Origin of the sequence: Massilia sp. CT11-137, assembly GCF_047302885.1 — a bacterium.
Taxonomy (GTDB): domain Bacteria; phylum Pseudomonadota; class Gammaproteobacteria; order Burkholderiales; family Burkholderiaceae_D; genus Telluria; species Telluria orientalis.
The window spans coordinates 3,563,070-3,578,861 of the sequence record NZ_JBKYMP010000002.1; the positions used below are offsets into that span (position 1 = coordinate 3,563,070).

At 68.2% G+C, this 15,792-nt stretch carries 12 protein-coding genes; 7 read left to right on the forward strand and 5 right to left on the reverse strand.

What is annotated here, in order from left to right; translation table 11 throughout:
- Window positions 1-5 precede the first annotated feature (5 nt).
- From ACEN98_RS32685 to ACEN98_RS32705, 5 genes are all read right to left on the reverse strand, one after another.
- Entirely contained in the window at window positions 6-296 is a 291-nt protein-coding gene (locus ACEN98_RS32685; RefSeq protein WP_413388987.1) for a DUF504 domain-containing protein, read from the reverse strand.
- A gap of 6 nt (window positions 297-302) precedes the next feature.
- The gene (locus ACEN98_RS32690) at window positions 303-2,693 is read right to left on the reverse strand and encodes an EAL domain-containing protein (protein ID WP_413388988.1); all 2,391 of its coding nucleotides are present in this window, start codon (window positions 2,691-2,693) and stop codon (window positions 303-305) included.
- Between the two features lie 212 nt (window positions 2,694-2,905).
- Window positions 2,906-4,489: an SDR family oxidoreductase gene (locus ACEN98_RS32695; protein ID WP_413388989.1), complete on the reverse strand. Its 1,584-nt coding sequence runs from the start codon at window positions 4,487-4,489 to the stop codon at window positions 2,906-2,908.
- 15 nt (window positions 4,490-4,504) lie between these two features.
- On the reverse strand, window positions 4,505-5,512 hold the full coding sequence (locus tag ACEN98_RS32700) for a DUF2156 domain-containing protein (RefSeq protein WP_413388990.1): 1,008 nt from the start codon (window positions 5,510-5,512) through the stop codon (window positions 4,505-4,507).
- Window positions 5,513-5,629: 117 nt separating this feature from the next.
- Window positions 5,630-6,280 carry a class I SAM-dependent methyltransferase gene (locus tag ACEN98_RS32705; protein ID WP_413388991.1) on the reverse strand — a complete coding sequence of 217 codons (651 nt, stop codon included), beginning with the start codon at window positions 6,278-6,280 and terminating at the stop codon, window positions 5,630-5,632.
- A gap of 284 nt (window positions 6,281-6,564) precedes the next feature.
- Between ACEN98_RS32705 and ACEN98_RS32710 the strand changes: the two genes are divergently transcribed.
- From ACEN98_RS32710 to ACEN98_RS32740, 7 genes are all read left to right on the forward strand, one after another.
- Window positions 6,565-7,791 (forward strand): DUF4861 family protein, encoded by a 1,227-nt coding sequence (locus ACEN98_RS32710; RefSeq protein WP_413388992.1) that lies wholly within the window; start codon window positions 6,565-6,567, stop codon window positions 7,789-7,791.
- The gene (locus ACEN98_RS32715) at window positions 7,791-10,478 is read left to right on the forward strand and encodes a Tat pathway signal sequence domain protein (RefSeq protein WP_413388993.1); all 2,688 of its coding nucleotides are present in this window, start codon (window positions 7,791-7,793) and stop codon (window positions 10,476-10,478) included. Before ACEN98_RS32710 ends, ACEN98_RS32715 begins: the two co-directional genes overlap by 1 nt.
- Before the next feature lies 1 nt (window position 10,479).
- Window positions 10,480-11,775 carry a right-handed parallel beta-helix repeat-containing protein gene (locus ACEN98_RS32720; RefSeq protein ID WP_413388994.1) on the forward strand — a complete coding sequence of 432 codons (1,296 nt, stop codon included), beginning with the start codon at window positions 10,480-10,482 and terminating at the stop codon, window positions 11,773-11,775.
- Window positions 11,776-11,794: 19 nt separating this feature from the next.
- Complete coding sequence (locus ACEN98_RS32725; RefSeq protein WP_413388995.1) at window positions 11,795-13,063, forward strand: rhamnogalacturonan acetylesterase; 1,269 nt, start codon at window positions 11,795-11,797, stop codon at window positions 13,061-13,063.
- On the forward strand, window positions 13,060-14,034 hold the full coding sequence (locus tag ACEN98_RS32730) for a glycoside hydrolase family 43 protein (RefSeq protein WP_413388996.1): 975 nt from the start codon (window positions 13,060-13,062) through the stop codon (window positions 14,032-14,034). The genes ACEN98_RS32725 and ACEN98_RS32730 overlap by 4 nt, the downstream gene beginning before the upstream one ends.
- A gap of 159 nt (window positions 14,035-14,193) precedes the next feature.
- Window positions 14,194-14,580 carry a DUF2382 domain-containing protein gene (locus ACEN98_RS32735; RefSeq protein WP_413343579.1) on the forward strand — a complete coding sequence of 129 codons (387 nt, stop codon included), beginning with the start codon at window positions 14,194-14,196 and terminating at the stop codon, window positions 14,578-14,580.
- A gap of 20 nt (window positions 14,581-14,600) precedes the next feature.
- Complete coding sequence (locus tag ACEN98_RS32740; protein ID WP_413388997.1) at window positions 14,601-15,770, forward strand: DUF2382 domain-containing protein; 1,170 nt, start codon at window positions 14,601-14,603, stop codon at window positions 15,768-15,770.
- Window positions 15,771-15,792: the final 22 nt, after the last annotated feature.

Below are 15,792 nucleotides of genomic sequence, written 5' to 3' on the forward strand. Positions count from 1 at the left end.
TCGCGTCAACGCTCGCCGTCTTCCCCGTCCATGTCCTCCCCGCCTACGCGGCGGCGCCAGATGATTTTCCCGTCGCGCAGCACTTCGCGCACGCGGTGGTACGGAATCATGCGCGCGACGCCGTCCGCGCCGATGACGTCGAACGAGAATCCGCGCCCCTCCCCCAGCACGATCCGGTCGAACGGAATGCGCACCGTCCGTCCGCGCAGGCGGTCGCGGTAGCCGATGACGAAGCCGCCCGCGCCGAACGCGGGATCCCAGGCGATGCGGTGCAGGATGTCCTGGATCGGCACCATCGTCATCTACATCGGCAGGCGCGCGTCGCGCCGCAGCATCTCCTGGAGCCCCTCCTGGGCCAGGGCCGGACTGAAATAATAGCCCTGCATCTGGTCGCAGTCGTGGTCGCGCAGGAACGTCAGCTGCTCGATCGTCTCGACGCCTTCCGCGATCACCTGCAACTTGAGGTTGTGGCCGAGCGCGATGATGGCGCGCGTGATGACTTCATGGCCATCGTCCGGATCCGTACCCCCGCCGAGGAACGACCGGTCGATCTTGATGCAGTCGACGGGGAATTTCTGCAGGTGGCTGAGACTCGAGTAACCGGTTCCGAAATCGTCGATCGACAGGCGTACACCCAGCAGCTTCAACTGGGCCAGCGCGTCGAGCGCTTCTTCCGGGTGGTCCATCAGCTGGCTCTCCGTCACTTCCAGCTCCAGGCGGTGCGCGGGGACGCCATGCCGCGCCAACGTGTCCGTGAGCCGGTTCACGAAGCGGCGCTGGCGCAGCTGGCGTGCGGACAGGTTCACCGCAATGACGAAATCTTCGATGCCCACGGCGGCGAGCGTCTGCAGCGTGGCGCATGCCTCGTCGATCACCCAGTCGCCCAGCGGGATGATCAGGCCCGTCTGCTCGGCGACGGGAATGAAGACGTCGGGCGCGATGATGCCGTCGACGGGATGCTGCCAGCGCACGAGCGCCTCGGCGCCCACGACCTTGCCCGTACGCAGGTCGACCTTCGGCTGGTAGCCGAGCACCAGTTCGCGGTTGCGGATCGCCCGGCTCAGGCTCGCTTCCAGCAGCAGATGCTGGTGCACGACCTGGTTCAGTGCCTCGGAGTAGAACTGCACGTTGTTGCGCCCGAGGGTCTTGGCGTGGTACATGGCGGCGTCGGCCGCGCGCATGACGTCGTCGACCGTGCGCCCGTCCTGCGGGAACAGGCTGACGCCGATGCTCGTGCCGGGCAGGATCTCCTTGCCCTCGACGACGACCGGCGCCGACAGGCTCTGGCGTACGCGCTCGACGAGGCAGGCCAGCTGGGTCACGTCGGCCTGCTCGGCGATCACGAGGACGAATTCGTCGCCGCCCAGGCGCGCCACCGTGTCTTCCTCGCGCATGCTGTCGCGCAGGCGGGCCGCGATCTCGCGCAGGACGGCGTCGCCGGCTTCGTGGCCGAAGGTGTCGTTGATGTGCTTGAAGTTGTCGAGGTCCAGGAACGCGAGCGCGCCCTGGCGGCGATGGGACGACGCCGCATCGATCGCCGCCTTCAGGCGTTCCAGCAGCAGCGTGCGGTTGGCGAGGCCCGTCAGCGCGTCGTGGTGCGCGAGGTGCTGCAACCGGCGCTCGTAATGGCGGGCTTCGGTGATGTCGTTGATCACGCCGACGAAGTGCGATACTTCGCCCTCGATGCTGGCGACGGGATCGACGCGCAGGTCGTTCCAGAAGATCTCGCCGTTCTTGCGCCGGTTGCGCAGGACGGCGCGCACGCTCTGCCGGCTAGCGACGGCGTCGTGGATGCGCTGATGCTCGTGCACGTCGCAATCCTCGACGCGCATGAAGCGCGGATTGCGGCCCTTCACCTCGGCCAGCGTGTAGCCGGTGATCTGCTCGAACGCGGGATTCACGTACTCGATCACGTTGTCGGCCCCGTCCGCGCAGCACGTGATCACGATCGCGTTCACGCTCGCGTACATGGCCCGCTCGCGCACGCGCAGGCCGCGCTCGGCTTCCTTGCGCGACGTGATGTCCAGGCCAGTGCCGAACACGACCGGCAGGTTGCCCAGGCTCGCACGCGAACAATGGAACAGGAAAGTCGTGCGCTTGCCGTGCTTCCCGACGAGGTCGGCCTCGTGGTACGACCCGCCACCCTCGAAGGCGGCCAGGATCTTTTCCACGATCATCGCCTGGTCGCGCTCGTCGAAGAAATTCTTGACGTTAAACGTCGGCAACTCCTCGCTCCCCATCTCGAGCGCGTCTTCCAGCTGGTGGTTCCACAACAGCAGGTGCCCGCTCTGGTCGATGACGTAGAACACGCACGGCAATTCCTCGATGATGTCGGCGATGGGCAGGTCCTGGATCAATGCGTAACGGGTCGGCGCCAGGCCGGCACGCGGCACGACGATGACGCTGAAGCCGCCGGGCTGGTCGGGATCGAGCGATTGCGGCGCCACCGTCACCCGCACCGGCACCCGGTGCCCGTCCGCGCAAATCAGTTCTCCCGTCGAATCCTCGTTGACGCGCTCGCCGATCCACGTCACGGTGGCCGGCTCGTCGAAGGCGATGATCTGGTCGAGGCTGCAGTGACGGATGTCCGCCGCGCCATAGCCCGCCAGCTTTTCGCAGGCGCGGTTCCAGCTCGTGATCGTCCCTGCCGCGTCGACGACGAATACCGCGAGGGGTAAAGGCGAAAGGTTCACGACCTCCTCCAGAGAACCGGCCGGGCGCGCTTGCACGTTGCGTCCATTGGGAAAACATCATAACGCAGTCACGTCCGAAGGGGCGCATATTTACATCGCGTCGCGCCGGCCCCTCCCGGCGTGCTGGTGGCGGGGTTCCGGTGTGGGTCGCGGCGTCTGTCGGTTAGTTGCAAAATGACCGAACAAGCCGGTCCGGCTTGCCGCTCCGCCCGTCAGCGCGAGGCCGGGGCCGCCATCGGGTCGACGCCCGCGGCCGCCGCAGCGGCGGCTGCCGAATCTTCCGGCACCGCGTCCCGCGGCCGCAGCGCATAGCGGTTCAGCCCCGCCATGTGGATGCGGCACAGGTAGTCTTCCCAGTCGACGACGCGCGCATCCACGGGGTACAGCCGCCGCGCCTCCTCCCCGAAGCGCGCAGCCAGGGCCAGCAGGCCGGCGTTGTGGAACCGGTAGCGCGGGTGCGCGTAGAAGGCGAACGTCAGCGCCAGCAGGCGCGTCGTGCGCAGCTTTTCCAGCGCGCGCGTGGCACCCGGCGCGCCCGCCAGCCGGCGCAGGCCGTTCCACGCCGTCGCGCCGATGCCGAACGCGCCCATGAAAAAGCGGAAGGTGCCCTCCCCGACCGTGCGGAAATCGTGCTTCGGCTCGGCGTGGAACAGGCGGTCGTACTGGCGCCAGTTGCGTTTGGATTCCGCCTGCAGGAGCCGGATCAGTTCACCCAGCGCGAGCGGATTCGTGGAACCGCTGCAGCATTGATAGATGCGCCGGCCCGGCCCGGCGGCCAGCGCCTCCGCACCCGCCAGTACGACGGCGTTGGCGACGAGGTCGACGGGGATGACGTCGATGATGCCTTCGCGCCGCGCGGGGAAGAAGCTCGTCTTGCCGCGCGCATAGGCGAGGATCACCGCGTCCGCCACCTTCACGCCCTCGATCCAGCCGGGCGCCGGCTCGCGCAGCGTGCTTTCGATGATGGCCGGCCGCACGATCGTCAGGGCAAGCCCATGCATGGCCCGGAGGGCGACCTGCTCGCCGAGCCACTTGGTGAACGTGTAGGTGTCGTTCCAGCCGTGGCGCTGGGCCTCCCGGATGCCGAGGTCCGTCAGGCGCCGGCGCAGCCGTTCCGGATCGGCGCCGCCGGCCTTCGCCCGCACCCGCTCGATTCTGCGCCGCAGGGCGGCGATCAGCGCGTCGACGTCGTACCAGCCGTCGCGATGGCGCGGGATGCCGTCGCGTGCGCTGCCTGCCGGCGCGACGATCTCCTCGCGCATCTCGCCGCGGTTGTAGCCGTTCACGTAGCAGGTCGACACGTGCACCAGCGGCGCGTTGGCGACGCGCGCGAACGCCGTCACGTGGCGCAGGCTCAGCGTGTTGATGGCGAGTGCTTCGTCGAGCGGTTCGCGGAAATCGACGCTGGCGGCCGCGTTCACGACCACGTCCACGCCGCGTGCCAGCTCGGCGAAGCGCGCGGCCGCGAGGCCGAAGCCGGGCGCCGTGATCTCGCCCGTCACGCAGTCCACGCGCTCGGCGAGGAAGCGTTCCAGCCAGGCCGGGCGCACGGCGCGCAGGTGGTCGAACACGGACGATGCCGCGATCTCGCGCTCGAAGCGCGCGCGGGCGTCGCCAGGACTGCCGGCGCGGATCAGCAGCACGATGCCGCCGATGTCCGGCACGGTGCGGATCAGCTTTTCCAGCAGGACCTTCGCGACGAAACCCGTCGCACCCGTGAGCAGGATGCGCTTGCCGGCAAAGGCGTCGCGCACGTCCGGCAGCCCGTCGGCTGCCTCGTCGATGGTGGTCGTCATGGATATCTCCGTGGCCTAGATGATCCGTGTCAGGCGGAACATGGCCGTCATGGCGAGGGCCGGCAGTGCGTTCCGGTGGCAGCAATAGGTCTTTTCGACCTGCCCCTGGAAGCGCGACTTGGCGAATTCCAGCCCCTTGAAGTTGTAGAGGAAGTCCATCCGCTCGCGGATCACGGACAACGTGGCGCGCAGCACGCGCGATTCCTGCGGTTCGATCTCGCCGGACAGCATCAGCGGCGTCAGGCCCAGGTCCAGGCACGGCACGCCTTCTTCCTGGAAGCGCGCGATCGCGTACGCCATCAGCGCATACCACAGGCCTTGCCGGAAGTTGGCGGACGAGCGCGAGATGTTCGGCACGTAGCCGGCCAGGCGGCCGTCGCGGTACAGCGGATCGAAGAACACGAAGCCCACGGCCTCGTCGTCGAGGTACGCGTAGAAATAGCGCGTGCCTTCGCGGTAGTCGACGATCATCGGCCGGATCAGGAAGCGGATCTCGTTGTTCTTGCAGCGCCGCGTGCGGATCCATGCGTCGGAGATGCGGCGCACGTCGTGGTCGAAGCCGCCCTCGCGGATCTCGATGCCGTCCGCGCGGGCGGCGTTGATCGCCGTGCGTATCACCTGCTTGCGCGCGCCACGCAGCGAGAACGCGGCGAGGTCCAGCCGCGATTCGCTGCCGAACTGCGTGCCGTAATAGCCGTGGCGGGCGTGCAGGTGGTCGACGACGCCCTTGCCCACCTGGACGAAGACGGCGTCGGGATAGCGGTCGACGAACGCGCTGAGCATCGCGTCGCGCAGATGCGGCGGGCACACGGGCTCGCCCAGCGCGAAGCGCATGCCCCAGTACTGCGCGAACGCGATGTAGCCGACGCCGGGCACTTCGAAATACGACATCCCCGGCTGCATGGTGCAGAACGACAGCGCGTGGCCGCCATATTGCCGCAGGACGGCGGCACGCCTGGCCGTATCGTGATGGGACAGGTCGGCGGCGATGCGCCGCTCCAGCGCGACAGCGTGTTGGCTCATGTGGGCTCCGGTTGGATTGCAAGCACCCGTCGTTCCCGCGCACGCGGGAACCCATACTGGGCGTCCTGATCGGCTCAGCATGGATCCCCGCTTTCGCGGGGACGACGGCGTTGGGTCTCAGGCCGGTTTCTGGCCGATGACCGACCAGTAGCAGTCGAGCAGCAGCAGCTTGTAGTGCTTCTGTTCACCGACCTGCAGGCCGAACTTCTTCATCCACTCCGGATAGTTGTAGATGTTGTGGAAGGCGTTCCCGGCGAATAGCCAGAAGAAGCCGACGGCCCCGTACCAGTACAGGGTCTTGAAGGCGCGGCTGAACACGTTCCCGGTCGGGAACGAGAAATCGCCGACGACGATGTGGGCGCCGGGGCGGCCCAGGCGGATCAGGTGCGCGAGCACGCGCAGCATCATGTCCTGCTCGAACACGTTCAGGAAGAAGTTCGCGACGACCATGTCGTACTGTTCGAATTCCTCGACCAGCATGATGTCGCTGTGGACCTGGCGGATGCGCACGTCGACGATGCCTTCGCGTTCGAGATTGGCCTGGAATTTCTTCAGCATGGTGGCCGACAGATCGACCACCGTGACGTCGGCGCCGAGCCGCGCGGCGTGGACCGCATCGCGGCCGTGGCCGACGCCGGCGAACAGCACCCTGTCGCCCGGGCGCAGTTTGTCGAGCATCGCGACCTTGCAGCGGTGGATCGATTTGCCGCTGTAGAACGCACTGAGCCAGTCGTAGATCGGCCCTACGAGCTTGTACTTGTCTCTCATGTTTGCCCTTCCGGTCTTTCCGACCTCTATGGATGTCTCCTCTGCCCCGTTCACGTTGCATGAACGTCAAGCACCATTAGAGTAATGGAAAGCCCGCGCATTCCACGGCCCGGCGCCTTGTCCTTGCGAGCCAAAACACTGGCTTTGCGGGTCATGCGCGTAAAGACCATCGCTCAACGCGCTGATTGAATGGTGACCGCGGCCGGCCGTAAGTTGACACCCGGGAGTCGCCGAATCGATACTCGACGGGCATATTCCCACTGGACCCTACGCCGCCACGAACGATGAAACTCTCCCTGCCCCTGTTCGCCCTCGCCGCCATCGCAGCCGCCACGCACCCCGCAGCGCACGCCGCCGAGCGCCTGACCGTCACCGTCACCCACGATCTCGCCATCGCACGGCCGGCGGAAACCATCGCCATCCCGTGGAAGAGCGTCAACGACGCGCTGCCGCATGCCGGCATCCAGCACATCGTCGTCAAGGACGCGGCCGGCCGCGTGCTGCCGCACCAGGTGACGAACGTGGCGCCGGAAGCGAAGGACCCGCAGAAGAACGGCGTCGCGTACGGCGAACTGCTGTTCCAGCACGACTTCGCGCCGGGCGAAAAGAGCGCCACGTTCACGGTCGAAAAGACGGACGCCGTCGTGCCCCCGTTCCCCACCAAAGTCTGGGCCCGCATCGTGCCCGAACGCCTCGACGACTTCGCGTGGGAAAACGACAAGGTCGCGCACCGCACCTACGGCCCCGCCCTCGCCGCCCCGGCGCCCGCCGGCTCCGACAAGGAAGTCCTGAAGACGAGCGGCCTCGATATCTGGTTCAAGCGGGTCCCGTACCCGATCGTCGACCGCTGGTACAACATCGGCCACGACCATTACCACCACGACGAGGGCGAAGGCATCGACATGTACAACGTCGGCACGACGCTGGGCGCCGGCGGCACCGGCATCTGGACCGGCGGCAAGCTGGTCTCGGGCATCAACTTCACGCACTGGAAGGTCCTGGCGAACGGTCCCGTGCGCGCGATCTTCGAACTCACCTACGACGGCTGGGACGCGGCCGGCACGAAAGTCGCCGAAGTCAAGCGCTTCACCGTGGACGCCGGCCACTGGTTCGACCGCATCGACAGCACGTTCACGTTCGCCGGGAACGGGCCGCTGCAGGCGGCCGTGGGCCTGAACAAGGAACCGGCCGACAAGGGCGAGGACGGCAAGTCGACGTTCACGGAAGACACCAGATCGAAAGCCCTCATCCAGTGGGTCGCGCAAAAGAAAAGCGGGGATTTCGGCGTGGCCGTGATCCTGCCGTCCGCCGGCAACCCCGCGTTCGGCGCCGATGCGCGCAACGCGTTCATGCTGGCGCCGGTGACGTCCGGCCAGCCGCTGCGTTATTACGTGGGCGCCGCGTGGACGCGGGCCGGCGAGATCACGTCGCGCGAGCAGTGGCAGCGCACCGTGACGGATGAAGCGGCGCGCGTGGCCGCGCCCGTGCGCGTGAGCCTGTCGGCGCGCTGATGGACCGCCGCGACTTCTTCCGCGCCACCGCACGTGTCACCTCGGTGGCCGCGGCACTGCCGCTGGGCGGGACGGCACGGGCGGCGGCCACGCCGTCGCGGCCACCCGACGGGGCGGCGCTGGCCTGGCTGGAAGGCGCACCCGCGTCCGGCGCCGGCACGACGTTCGGCGTGCCGTGGCCGCGCGGCGCCCTCCGCAAGGACCAGCCGTTCGTCGTGGAGGGCACGTCCGGCGAGGTGCCCGCGCAAAGCTGGCCGCTGGCGGTCTGGCCGGACGGCTCGCTGAAATGGACGGCCCACGCGCTCGGCGCAGGCGGCCGTCCGGACGCCGCCCTGCGCGTACGCCCGGGCGCGCCGCGCGCCCGCGCGCAACACGCCGTCACCGTGCGCCGCTCGGCCGACGGCTTCGTCGCAGGCACGGGCATCGTCGAATGCACCGTGCCGTCGCGTGGCCCCGTGCTCGTGACGGCCATCCGCCGCGCCGGCCGCGACATCGCGCGCAACGTCCGCCTCGTCGCGCTGCGCGACGACCAGCCGGAAGGCAGCACGCGCCGCACCGAATTCGTGAGCGAACTCGAGAAAGCGACGCTGGAGCAGGAAGGCCCGGTGCGCAGCGTGATCAGGCTGGAAGGCTGGCACCGCGACCAGACCCGCGCCTGGCTCCCGTTCACCGTCCGGCTGTACCTGTACGCGGGCGCCGACTCCATCCGCATCATGCACACGTTCGTATTCGACGGCGACGAGCAGCACGACTTCATCCGCGGCATCGGCCTCGCGTTCGACGTCCCGCTGCGCGACGCGCCGCACGACCGCCACGTGCGCTTCGCCGGCGAGGACGGCGGCCTGTGGGCCGAAGCCGTGCGCAACCTGACCGGCCTGCGGCGCGACCCGGGCGCCGACGTGCGCCGCGCCCAGCTCGCGGGCGAACGCTGCCCGCCCGTGGCCGACAAGGTCGCGCCGCTGCTGCACCTCGTGCCGGCGTGGGGCGACGTCTCGCTGTCGCAGCTGTCGGCCGACAGCTTTCGCATCCGCAAGCGCACGAAGGCCGGCTGCGGTTGGGTCGATGCGGCCTGGGGCCGGCGCGCGCCCGGCACCGGCTACGTGGGCGGCGTCTCCGGTGGCGTCGCGTTCGGCCTGCGCGACTTCTGGCAACGCCACCCGACGCAACTGGACATCCGTGACGCGCACACGGACACCGCACGCGCCACCGTCTGGATGTGGTCTCCGGACGCGCCCGCGATGGACCTGCGTTTCTACCACGACGGCATGGGCATGGACACGCATGCCGGCGAGCTCCAGGGCCTGGATATCACGTACGAGGACTACGAGAAAGGCTACGGCACGCCCGTCGGCGTCGCGCGCAGCAGCGAGATCACGCTGTGGGCGTTCGAAGCGACGCCGCCGCGCGCGCGCCTGGTGGAGATCGCGCAGGCGGTGCAGACGCCGCCGCAGCTCGTGCCCGCGCCTGCGCACATCCTCGCGACGCAAGTGTTCGGCAACCTGTGGGCGCTGCCGGACCGCAGCACGCCGGCGCGCGCGGCCATCGAGAACCAGCTGGACGCGCGCTTCGATTTCTACCGCAAGGAAGTCGAGCAGCGCCGCTGGTACGGCTTCTGGGACTACGGCGACATCCGCCACACCTACGACGCCGACCGCCACGACTGGCGCTACGACGTGGGCGGCTTCGCGTGGGACAACTCGGAACTGTCGCCCGACCTGTGGTTGTGGTATTCGTTCCTCCGCACGGGCCGCGCCGACATCTTCCGGATGGGCGAGGCGATGGTACGGCACACGAGCGAAGTCGATACTTACCACCTGGGCCGCTTCGCGGGGCTCGGCTCGCGCCACAACGTGCAGCACTGGGGCTGCAGCGCCAAGCAGGTGCGCATCAGCACGGCGGTCTACCGGCGCTTCTATTACTACCTGACGGGCGACGAGCGCACCGGCGACATCATGCGCGAAGTGCTCGATGCGGACCGCAGGCTGGACGACGTCGACCCGGTCCGCAAACTGGCGAACCAGCCGCCGAAAGGACCGTATCCGGCGCGGATCAGCTTCGGCACGGACTGGGCGTCGCTCGTGGCCAACTGGCTGACCGAGTGGGAGCGGAGCGGCAGCACGCGCTACCGCGACAAGATCCTCGCCGGCATGCGCGACATCGCGGCGATGCCGCACGGCTTCTTCAACGGCGACCGCATGGGCTACGAGCCGGACACGGGCCGGCTGCACAACATGATCGGCACCGGCGTGAAGGCGCTGCACCTGAACGCGGTGTTCGGCGCCGTCGAGATCTTCGACGAATTGATCCGCCTGACCGGCGACACGGCCTTCGAGCGGGCCTGGCTCGAGTACTGCGAACTGTTCAACGCGCCGGTCGACGAGCAGCGCCGCCTCCTCGGCGCGCCGCACGGCGCCACGCATGCGCTGTATGTCGGCCACTCGCGCCTGACCGCATACGCGGCCTGGAAGCGCAAGGACCCCGGGCTGGCGCGGCGCGCGTGGCAGGAATTCGCGGGCGAAGGCAGGCGGCGCCCGTTCCGCACCGTGCGCGTGGCGGGGCCGGACGTATTGAATCCCGTCGACGAAGTGCCATGGGTGAGCACGAACGAAACGGCGCAATGGGGCCTGGCCGCCATCCAGAATCTTGCGCTGATCGGCGACGCGCTACCCCGCACCCAGGAGACCTGACATGCATCGTTCCCTTGTCATTGCCGCGGCCTTCGTCGCCGCGCCCGCATCCGCCGCGACCTGGTACGTGGCCCCGACCGGCAGCGACGCCGCGGCCGGCACACTGGCCGCGCCATGGCAATCGTTCGCGCACGCGCAGGCCTTGGCGCAGCCGGGCGACACCGTGTATTTCCGCAGCGGCCGCTACGCCTACACGAAGGCGACGACGGCGTGCGTGTCGCGGCGCGCGACCGTGTCCGCCATCGTCCTCGACAAGAGCGGCACGGCACAGCAGCCGATCCGCTACTGGGCCTATCCGGGCGAGACGCCGGTGTTCGATTTCTCGGGCATGAAGGACGATTGCCGCGTCAAGGGCATCGAAGTCGTGGCCGACTGGATCCACCTGAAAGGCCTGGAGATCACGGGCGCGCCGCAGCAGCCGGACAACCGCCTGAACCACGAATCGTGGGGCGTGTGGATCGACGCGAACCACGACGTGTTCGAGCAGCTGGACCTGCACCACAACATGGGACCGGGCCTGTTCATCAAGGACGGGGGCTGGAACCTCGTGCTGAACAGCGATTCGCACCATAACTACGACCCCTACACGTCGAACGGCGCGGGCCAGAGCGCGGACGGCTTCGGCGCCCACGTGAGCGCGGGCCATCCGGGCAACGTGTTCCGCGGCTGCCGCGCGTGGGCGAATACGGACGACGGGTTCGACCTGATCAACGCGTACTCGCCGGTGACCATCGAGTACTCGTGGGCGTGGCAGCACGGTTACCTGCCGGGCACGCACACGCCGCTCGCGGCCGGGAACGGCAACGGCATCAAGGCGGGCGGCTACGGCGGGCGCTACGTGCCCAACGGGGTGAAACATGTGGTGCGTTTTTCCGTCGCGTTCGACAACAAGGTGTCGGGCTTTTATGCCAACCATCATCCCATCGCGCTGGACTTCCAACACAACACCGCTTTTGGAAATGTTATCGATTACAATATGCTTGGCGTGGCGCCGGATGGCGTCCCCGTCTACCTGGGCACCCTGCGCAACAACCTCGCCTACCCGGCGGGTGCGGCGTTGAAGGTGGAAGGCGCGGACAGCGCGGCCAACTCCTGGGATCTGCACCTTGCGTTGAAGCCGTCCGACTTCGACAGCGTGGCGCCCACCGGCTGGGACGCGCCGCGCAAGCCGGACGGCAGCCTGCCGGACATACCCATGTTCCACCCGTCTGCCGCCAGCGCCGTCATCGACCGCGGCGTCGACGTGGGCCTGCCCTTCCGCGACAAGGCACCGGACCTGGGCGCGTTCGAGCGCTGATTGGAACCACAGGAAGACCATGAACCCATCGATCCGCGGGGCGATCAGCGCCCTGCTTCTCGCTGCCTGCGCGGCGAATACGCATGCCGCCGAAGGCTGGAAATTCGCCTTCGGGTCCGGCAAGGCGCCGGCCGGCTACACGCCCGTCGACGCCGCCTACAGCAACGCGCGCGGCTACGGCCTCGAGCCGGGCGGCCGGCCGGACGGCGTCCATCCCTATTATTTTTCCGTCGATCTCCCCGAAGGGAATTACACGGTGACCGTCACGCTGGGCGACGACAAGGCCGCGACCGCGACGACGGTGAAATCCGAACTGCGCCGGCTGATGCTGGAAAACGTGGCGACCAGGCCGGGCGAGACCGTCACGAAGACGTTCACCGTCAACGTGCGCACGCCGAAGATCCCGACCGGCGGCGAAGTCAAGCTGAAAGCGCCGCGCGAAACGGTCGAGGAAGCGTGGAACTGGGACCCGCGCCTGACGCTGGAAATCAACGGCGCGCACCCGGCCGTACGCACGATCGCGATCGCGCCGGCGCACGTGCCGACCCTGTACCTGCTGGGCGATTCGACCGTCTGCGACCAGCCGGCCGAACCGTACAACAGCTGGGGCCAGATGCTGCCGCGCTTCTTCAAGCCCGGCATCGCCGTCGCCAACCACGGCGAATCGGGCGAGACGTACCGCGACTCGCTCGCGCGCCGCCGGCTGGACAAGATCGTGAGCGGCATGAAGCCGGGCGACACGCTCCTCATGCAGTTCGGCCACAACGACCAGAAGCAGATCAAGGCTGGCAAGGGCGGACCGTTCACGACGTACAAGGCGGAGATCAAGGCCCACGTGGACGCCGTCCGCGCGCACGGCGGCCTGCCCGTGATCGTGTCGCCGATGGAGCGGCGCGGCTTCGATGCCGATGGCCGCGTGATCCCGTCGCTGAAGGATTACGCCGAGGCCGCGCACCAGTCCGCGCAGGAATTGAACGTGCCGTTCATCGACCTCAACGCGATGAGCAAAACCTTTTACGAGGCGCTGGGTCCGGAAGGCTCGAAGGCCGCGTTCGCGGAGCCCGCGCCGGGCCGCCTGGACAACACGCACCACGACAGCTACGGCAGCTACGAGCTGGCGAAGGCCGTCGTGCTGGGCCTGCGCCAGGCGCGCGTGCCGGCCGCCGGTTTCATCGTCGACGATTTCGCGTTCGATCCCGCCCATCCCGATCCGGCCGCGGCGTTTGCCGTACCGCCGAGTCCCCACCATACCGCAGAGCGCCCGCTGGGCGACGAGGAGCACAAATGAAACGCCGTACCTTACTCTCGACCCTCGGTTTCGCTGCCCTGGCCGGCTGCGCCGGCATCAAACCGGCATCGCAAACCGACGCCTACGTCTTCGCCTACTTCATCGACAACGGCCAGGACGGCCTGCACCTGGCCGGGAGCGTCGACGGCTACCGCTGGGAAGCGCTGAACGGCGGCCGCAGCTATCTCCAGCCTGAAGTCGGCAAGGCAAAACTGATGCGCGACCCGTGCATCGTGCGCGGCCCCGACGGGGTCTACCACATGGTATGGACGAGCGGCTGGAACGAGACGGGCATCGGCTACGCGTCGTCGCCGGACCTCGTCCACTGGTCGGCGCAACGCGAGCTGCCCGTGATGGCGCACGAGCCGACGACCCTGAACGCGTGGGCGCCGGAGATCGCGTGGGACGAGAAGCGCGGCGAGTACCTGATCTTCTGGTCGTCGACGATCCCGGGCCGCTTCGCGGCATCCGAAGCGGCCGGCGACGACGCCGGCGCCAACAAGTACAACCACCGCATCTACGCCACGACGACGCGCGACTTCGTCACGTTCACGCCCACGCGCCTGTTCTACGATCCGGGCTTTTCCGTCATCGACGCGACGTTCCTGCGCACGAACCGCGGCGACTGGCTGCTCGTGAAGGACGAGACGCGCCACCCGCCCCGCAAGTACCTGCAGCTGGCGCGCGCCGCCGGCCTGCAGGGGCCGTTCGAACCGCTGGGCGCGCCGATCTCGCCCGCCGGCCTGTGGACCGAGGGGCCGACGGCGCTGCAGGTGGGCGACGACGTCATCGTGTACTACGACGCCTACACGACGAAGCACTACGGCGCGCTGCGCTCGCGCGATCTCGTGCATTGGGAAGACGTGACGGCGCAGATGCACTTCCCGGACGAAGGCACGGCGCGGCGCATGCGCCACGGGACGGCGCTGCGGGTGCCGGCGGACGTGCTTGCCGCGCTGCGTCGGCCGTAATGGCGTGTAGCGTCCTGTCCTACAGTCTCGATTGTGGGGAGGCAACGGTGCGCGGGAACCGTGGCCAATAGAGTAATCTCGGTCGCTCCAGTGTCGTGAACCCGGAGGCGGACCGTGTCCCTTGACTCATCAATACCCGATCAGGAAAAACAGGAGCTCTTGCGGGTTCCCGTGGTCCATGAGGAGGCGTGGGTCGAGAAACGGATCGTCGACACGGGTCGCGGCGTACGCATCCACAAGACTGTCGCCGAGACCCCTTGCCGGATCGACGAGCGCCTGCTGCGCGACGACGTCGAGGTCCACCATGTGCCGGTGGACCGCATCGTCCCGCTCGACCAGGCGCCCGCGACCCGCTACGAAGGGGAAACGCTCGTGGTACCGATTCTCGAGGAAGTGCTGGTCGTCGAACGGCGGCTGCGCATCAAGGAAGAGCTCCACATCACGCGCACCCGCCGCGAAGAACACCACGTCGACACGGTCATGCTCAAGTCCGAGCAGGTCAGCGTCGAGCGCTTCGACGAGCACGGCGACACTTCACCCACGTGACATTCACCGGAGGACGCATCATGCAACATACTCTCGTAGCGGTGTTCGACAACCGCAGCGATGCCCAGAACGCGATGGACGAACTGCTGGCATCGGGCTTCACCCGCGACAACGTCTATGTCTCCAGCGCCGACCTGTCCGGCACCACGACGACGGCCGGCACGACGCTCGGCGCGACCCACGAGGAAGGCGTGGGCGCCTCGATCAAGCACTTCTTCGACAACCTGTTCGGCTCGGACCACGACGAACATGCGACCCGCTATTCCACCGCGGTCGCCGGCGGCCAGCACGTGCTGACCCTGACCACGTCGTCGGAACCGGAAGTGGAACGCGCCGCCGACGTGATCGAACGCTTCGGCCCCATCGACATCGACGAGCGCCACGACCTGGCGGGCAACGCCGCATCGCTGGGCACGAGCGCCTACCAGCCGCAGACGTCGCCGTCGCTGGCCGCCGGCTCGATGCAGGCGGGGACGCAGACGGGCAACCTGTCGGGCAGCCTCTCGGATTCGACCCTGCGTTCGGACTCGCTGCAGCGCGAGACGGCCGTCGACCAGACCACCGGCAAGGCCGCGATCCCGGTCGTGCAGGAAGAAGTCCGGGTCGGCAAGCGCCAGGTCGAACGGGGCGGCGTGCGCGTGTTCTCGCGCATGGTCGAGACGCCCGTGAACGAAACGGTGTCGCTGCGCGAGGAACACGTCAGCGTGGAACGCCGTCCGGTCGACCAGCCGATCAACCCGGCCGACGTCGCCGCGCTCAAGGACCAGACGATCGAACTGCGCGAAACGGCCGAGGAAGCCGTCGTGCAGAAGTCCGCGCGCGTGGTCGAGGAAGTCGTCGTCGGCAAGGAAGTCAGCCAGCGCCAGCAAAACATCCAGGACACGGTGCGCCACACGGAAGTCGAGGTGCAGCCGCTGCAGGGCAGCGCGCTCGACGACGACGACACCTATTACCGCAACGACTGGCAGACGAATTACGCCAGCCTGGGCGGCACCTACGACGACTACGCGCCGGCCTACCGCTACGGCAACGAGATGCGGCGCGACGCCCGCTACCAGGGTCGCAACTGGGACGACGTGGAATCCGACCTGCGCAGCGACTGGGATACCCGCTACGGCAGCAGCGGCTCGTCCACGTGGGAACGCATGAAGGCGGCCGTGCGGTCGGGCTGGAACCGCATGACGTCGTAAGGCGTCAAGGGCGCGGCGAGGC

Bases quoted from the DNA above. Each gene is read 5' to 3' on its own strand.
- ACEN98_RS32695 (WP_413388989.1), bottom strand. From the start codon at position 4,489: ATGACGACCACCATCGACGAGGCAGCCGACGGGCTGCCGGACGTGCGC.
- ACEN98_RS32730 (WP_413388996.1), top strand. From the start codon at position 13,060: ATGAAACGCCGTACCTTACTCTCGACCCTCGGTTTCGCTGCCCTGGCC.
- ACEN98_RS32710 (WP_413388992.1), top strand. From the start codon at position 6,565: ATGAAACTCTCCCTGCCCCTGTTCGCCCTCGCCGCCATCGCAGCCGCC.
- ACEN98_RS32725 (WP_413388995.1), top strand. From the start codon at position 11,795: ATGAACCCATCGATCCGCGGGGCGATCAGCGCCCTGCTTCTCGCTGCC.
- ACEN98_RS32685 (WP_413388987.1), bottom strand. From the start codon at position 296: ATGGTGCCGATCCAGGACATCCTGCACCGCATCGCCTGGGATCCCGCG.
- ACEN98_RS32720 (WP_413388994.1), top strand. From the start codon at position 10,480: ATGCATCGTTCCCTTGTCATTGCCGCGGCCTTCGTCGCCGCGCCCGCA.
- ACEN98_RS32715 (WP_413388993.1), top strand. From the start codon at position 7,791: ATGGACCGCCGCGACTTCTTCCGCGCCACCGCACGTGTCACCTCGGTG.
- ACEN98_RS32740 (WP_413388997.1), top strand. From the start codon at position 14,601: ATGCAACATACTCTCGTAGCGGTGTTCGACAACCGCAGCGATGCCCAG.
- ACEN98_RS32705 (WP_413388991.1), bottom strand. From the start codon at position 6,280: ATGAGAGACAAGTACAAGCTCGTAGGGCCGATCTACGACTGGCTCAGT.
- ACEN98_RS32700 (WP_413388990.1), bottom strand. From the start codon at position 5,512: ATGAGCCAACACGCTGTCGCGCTGGAGCGGCGCATCGCCGCCGACCTG.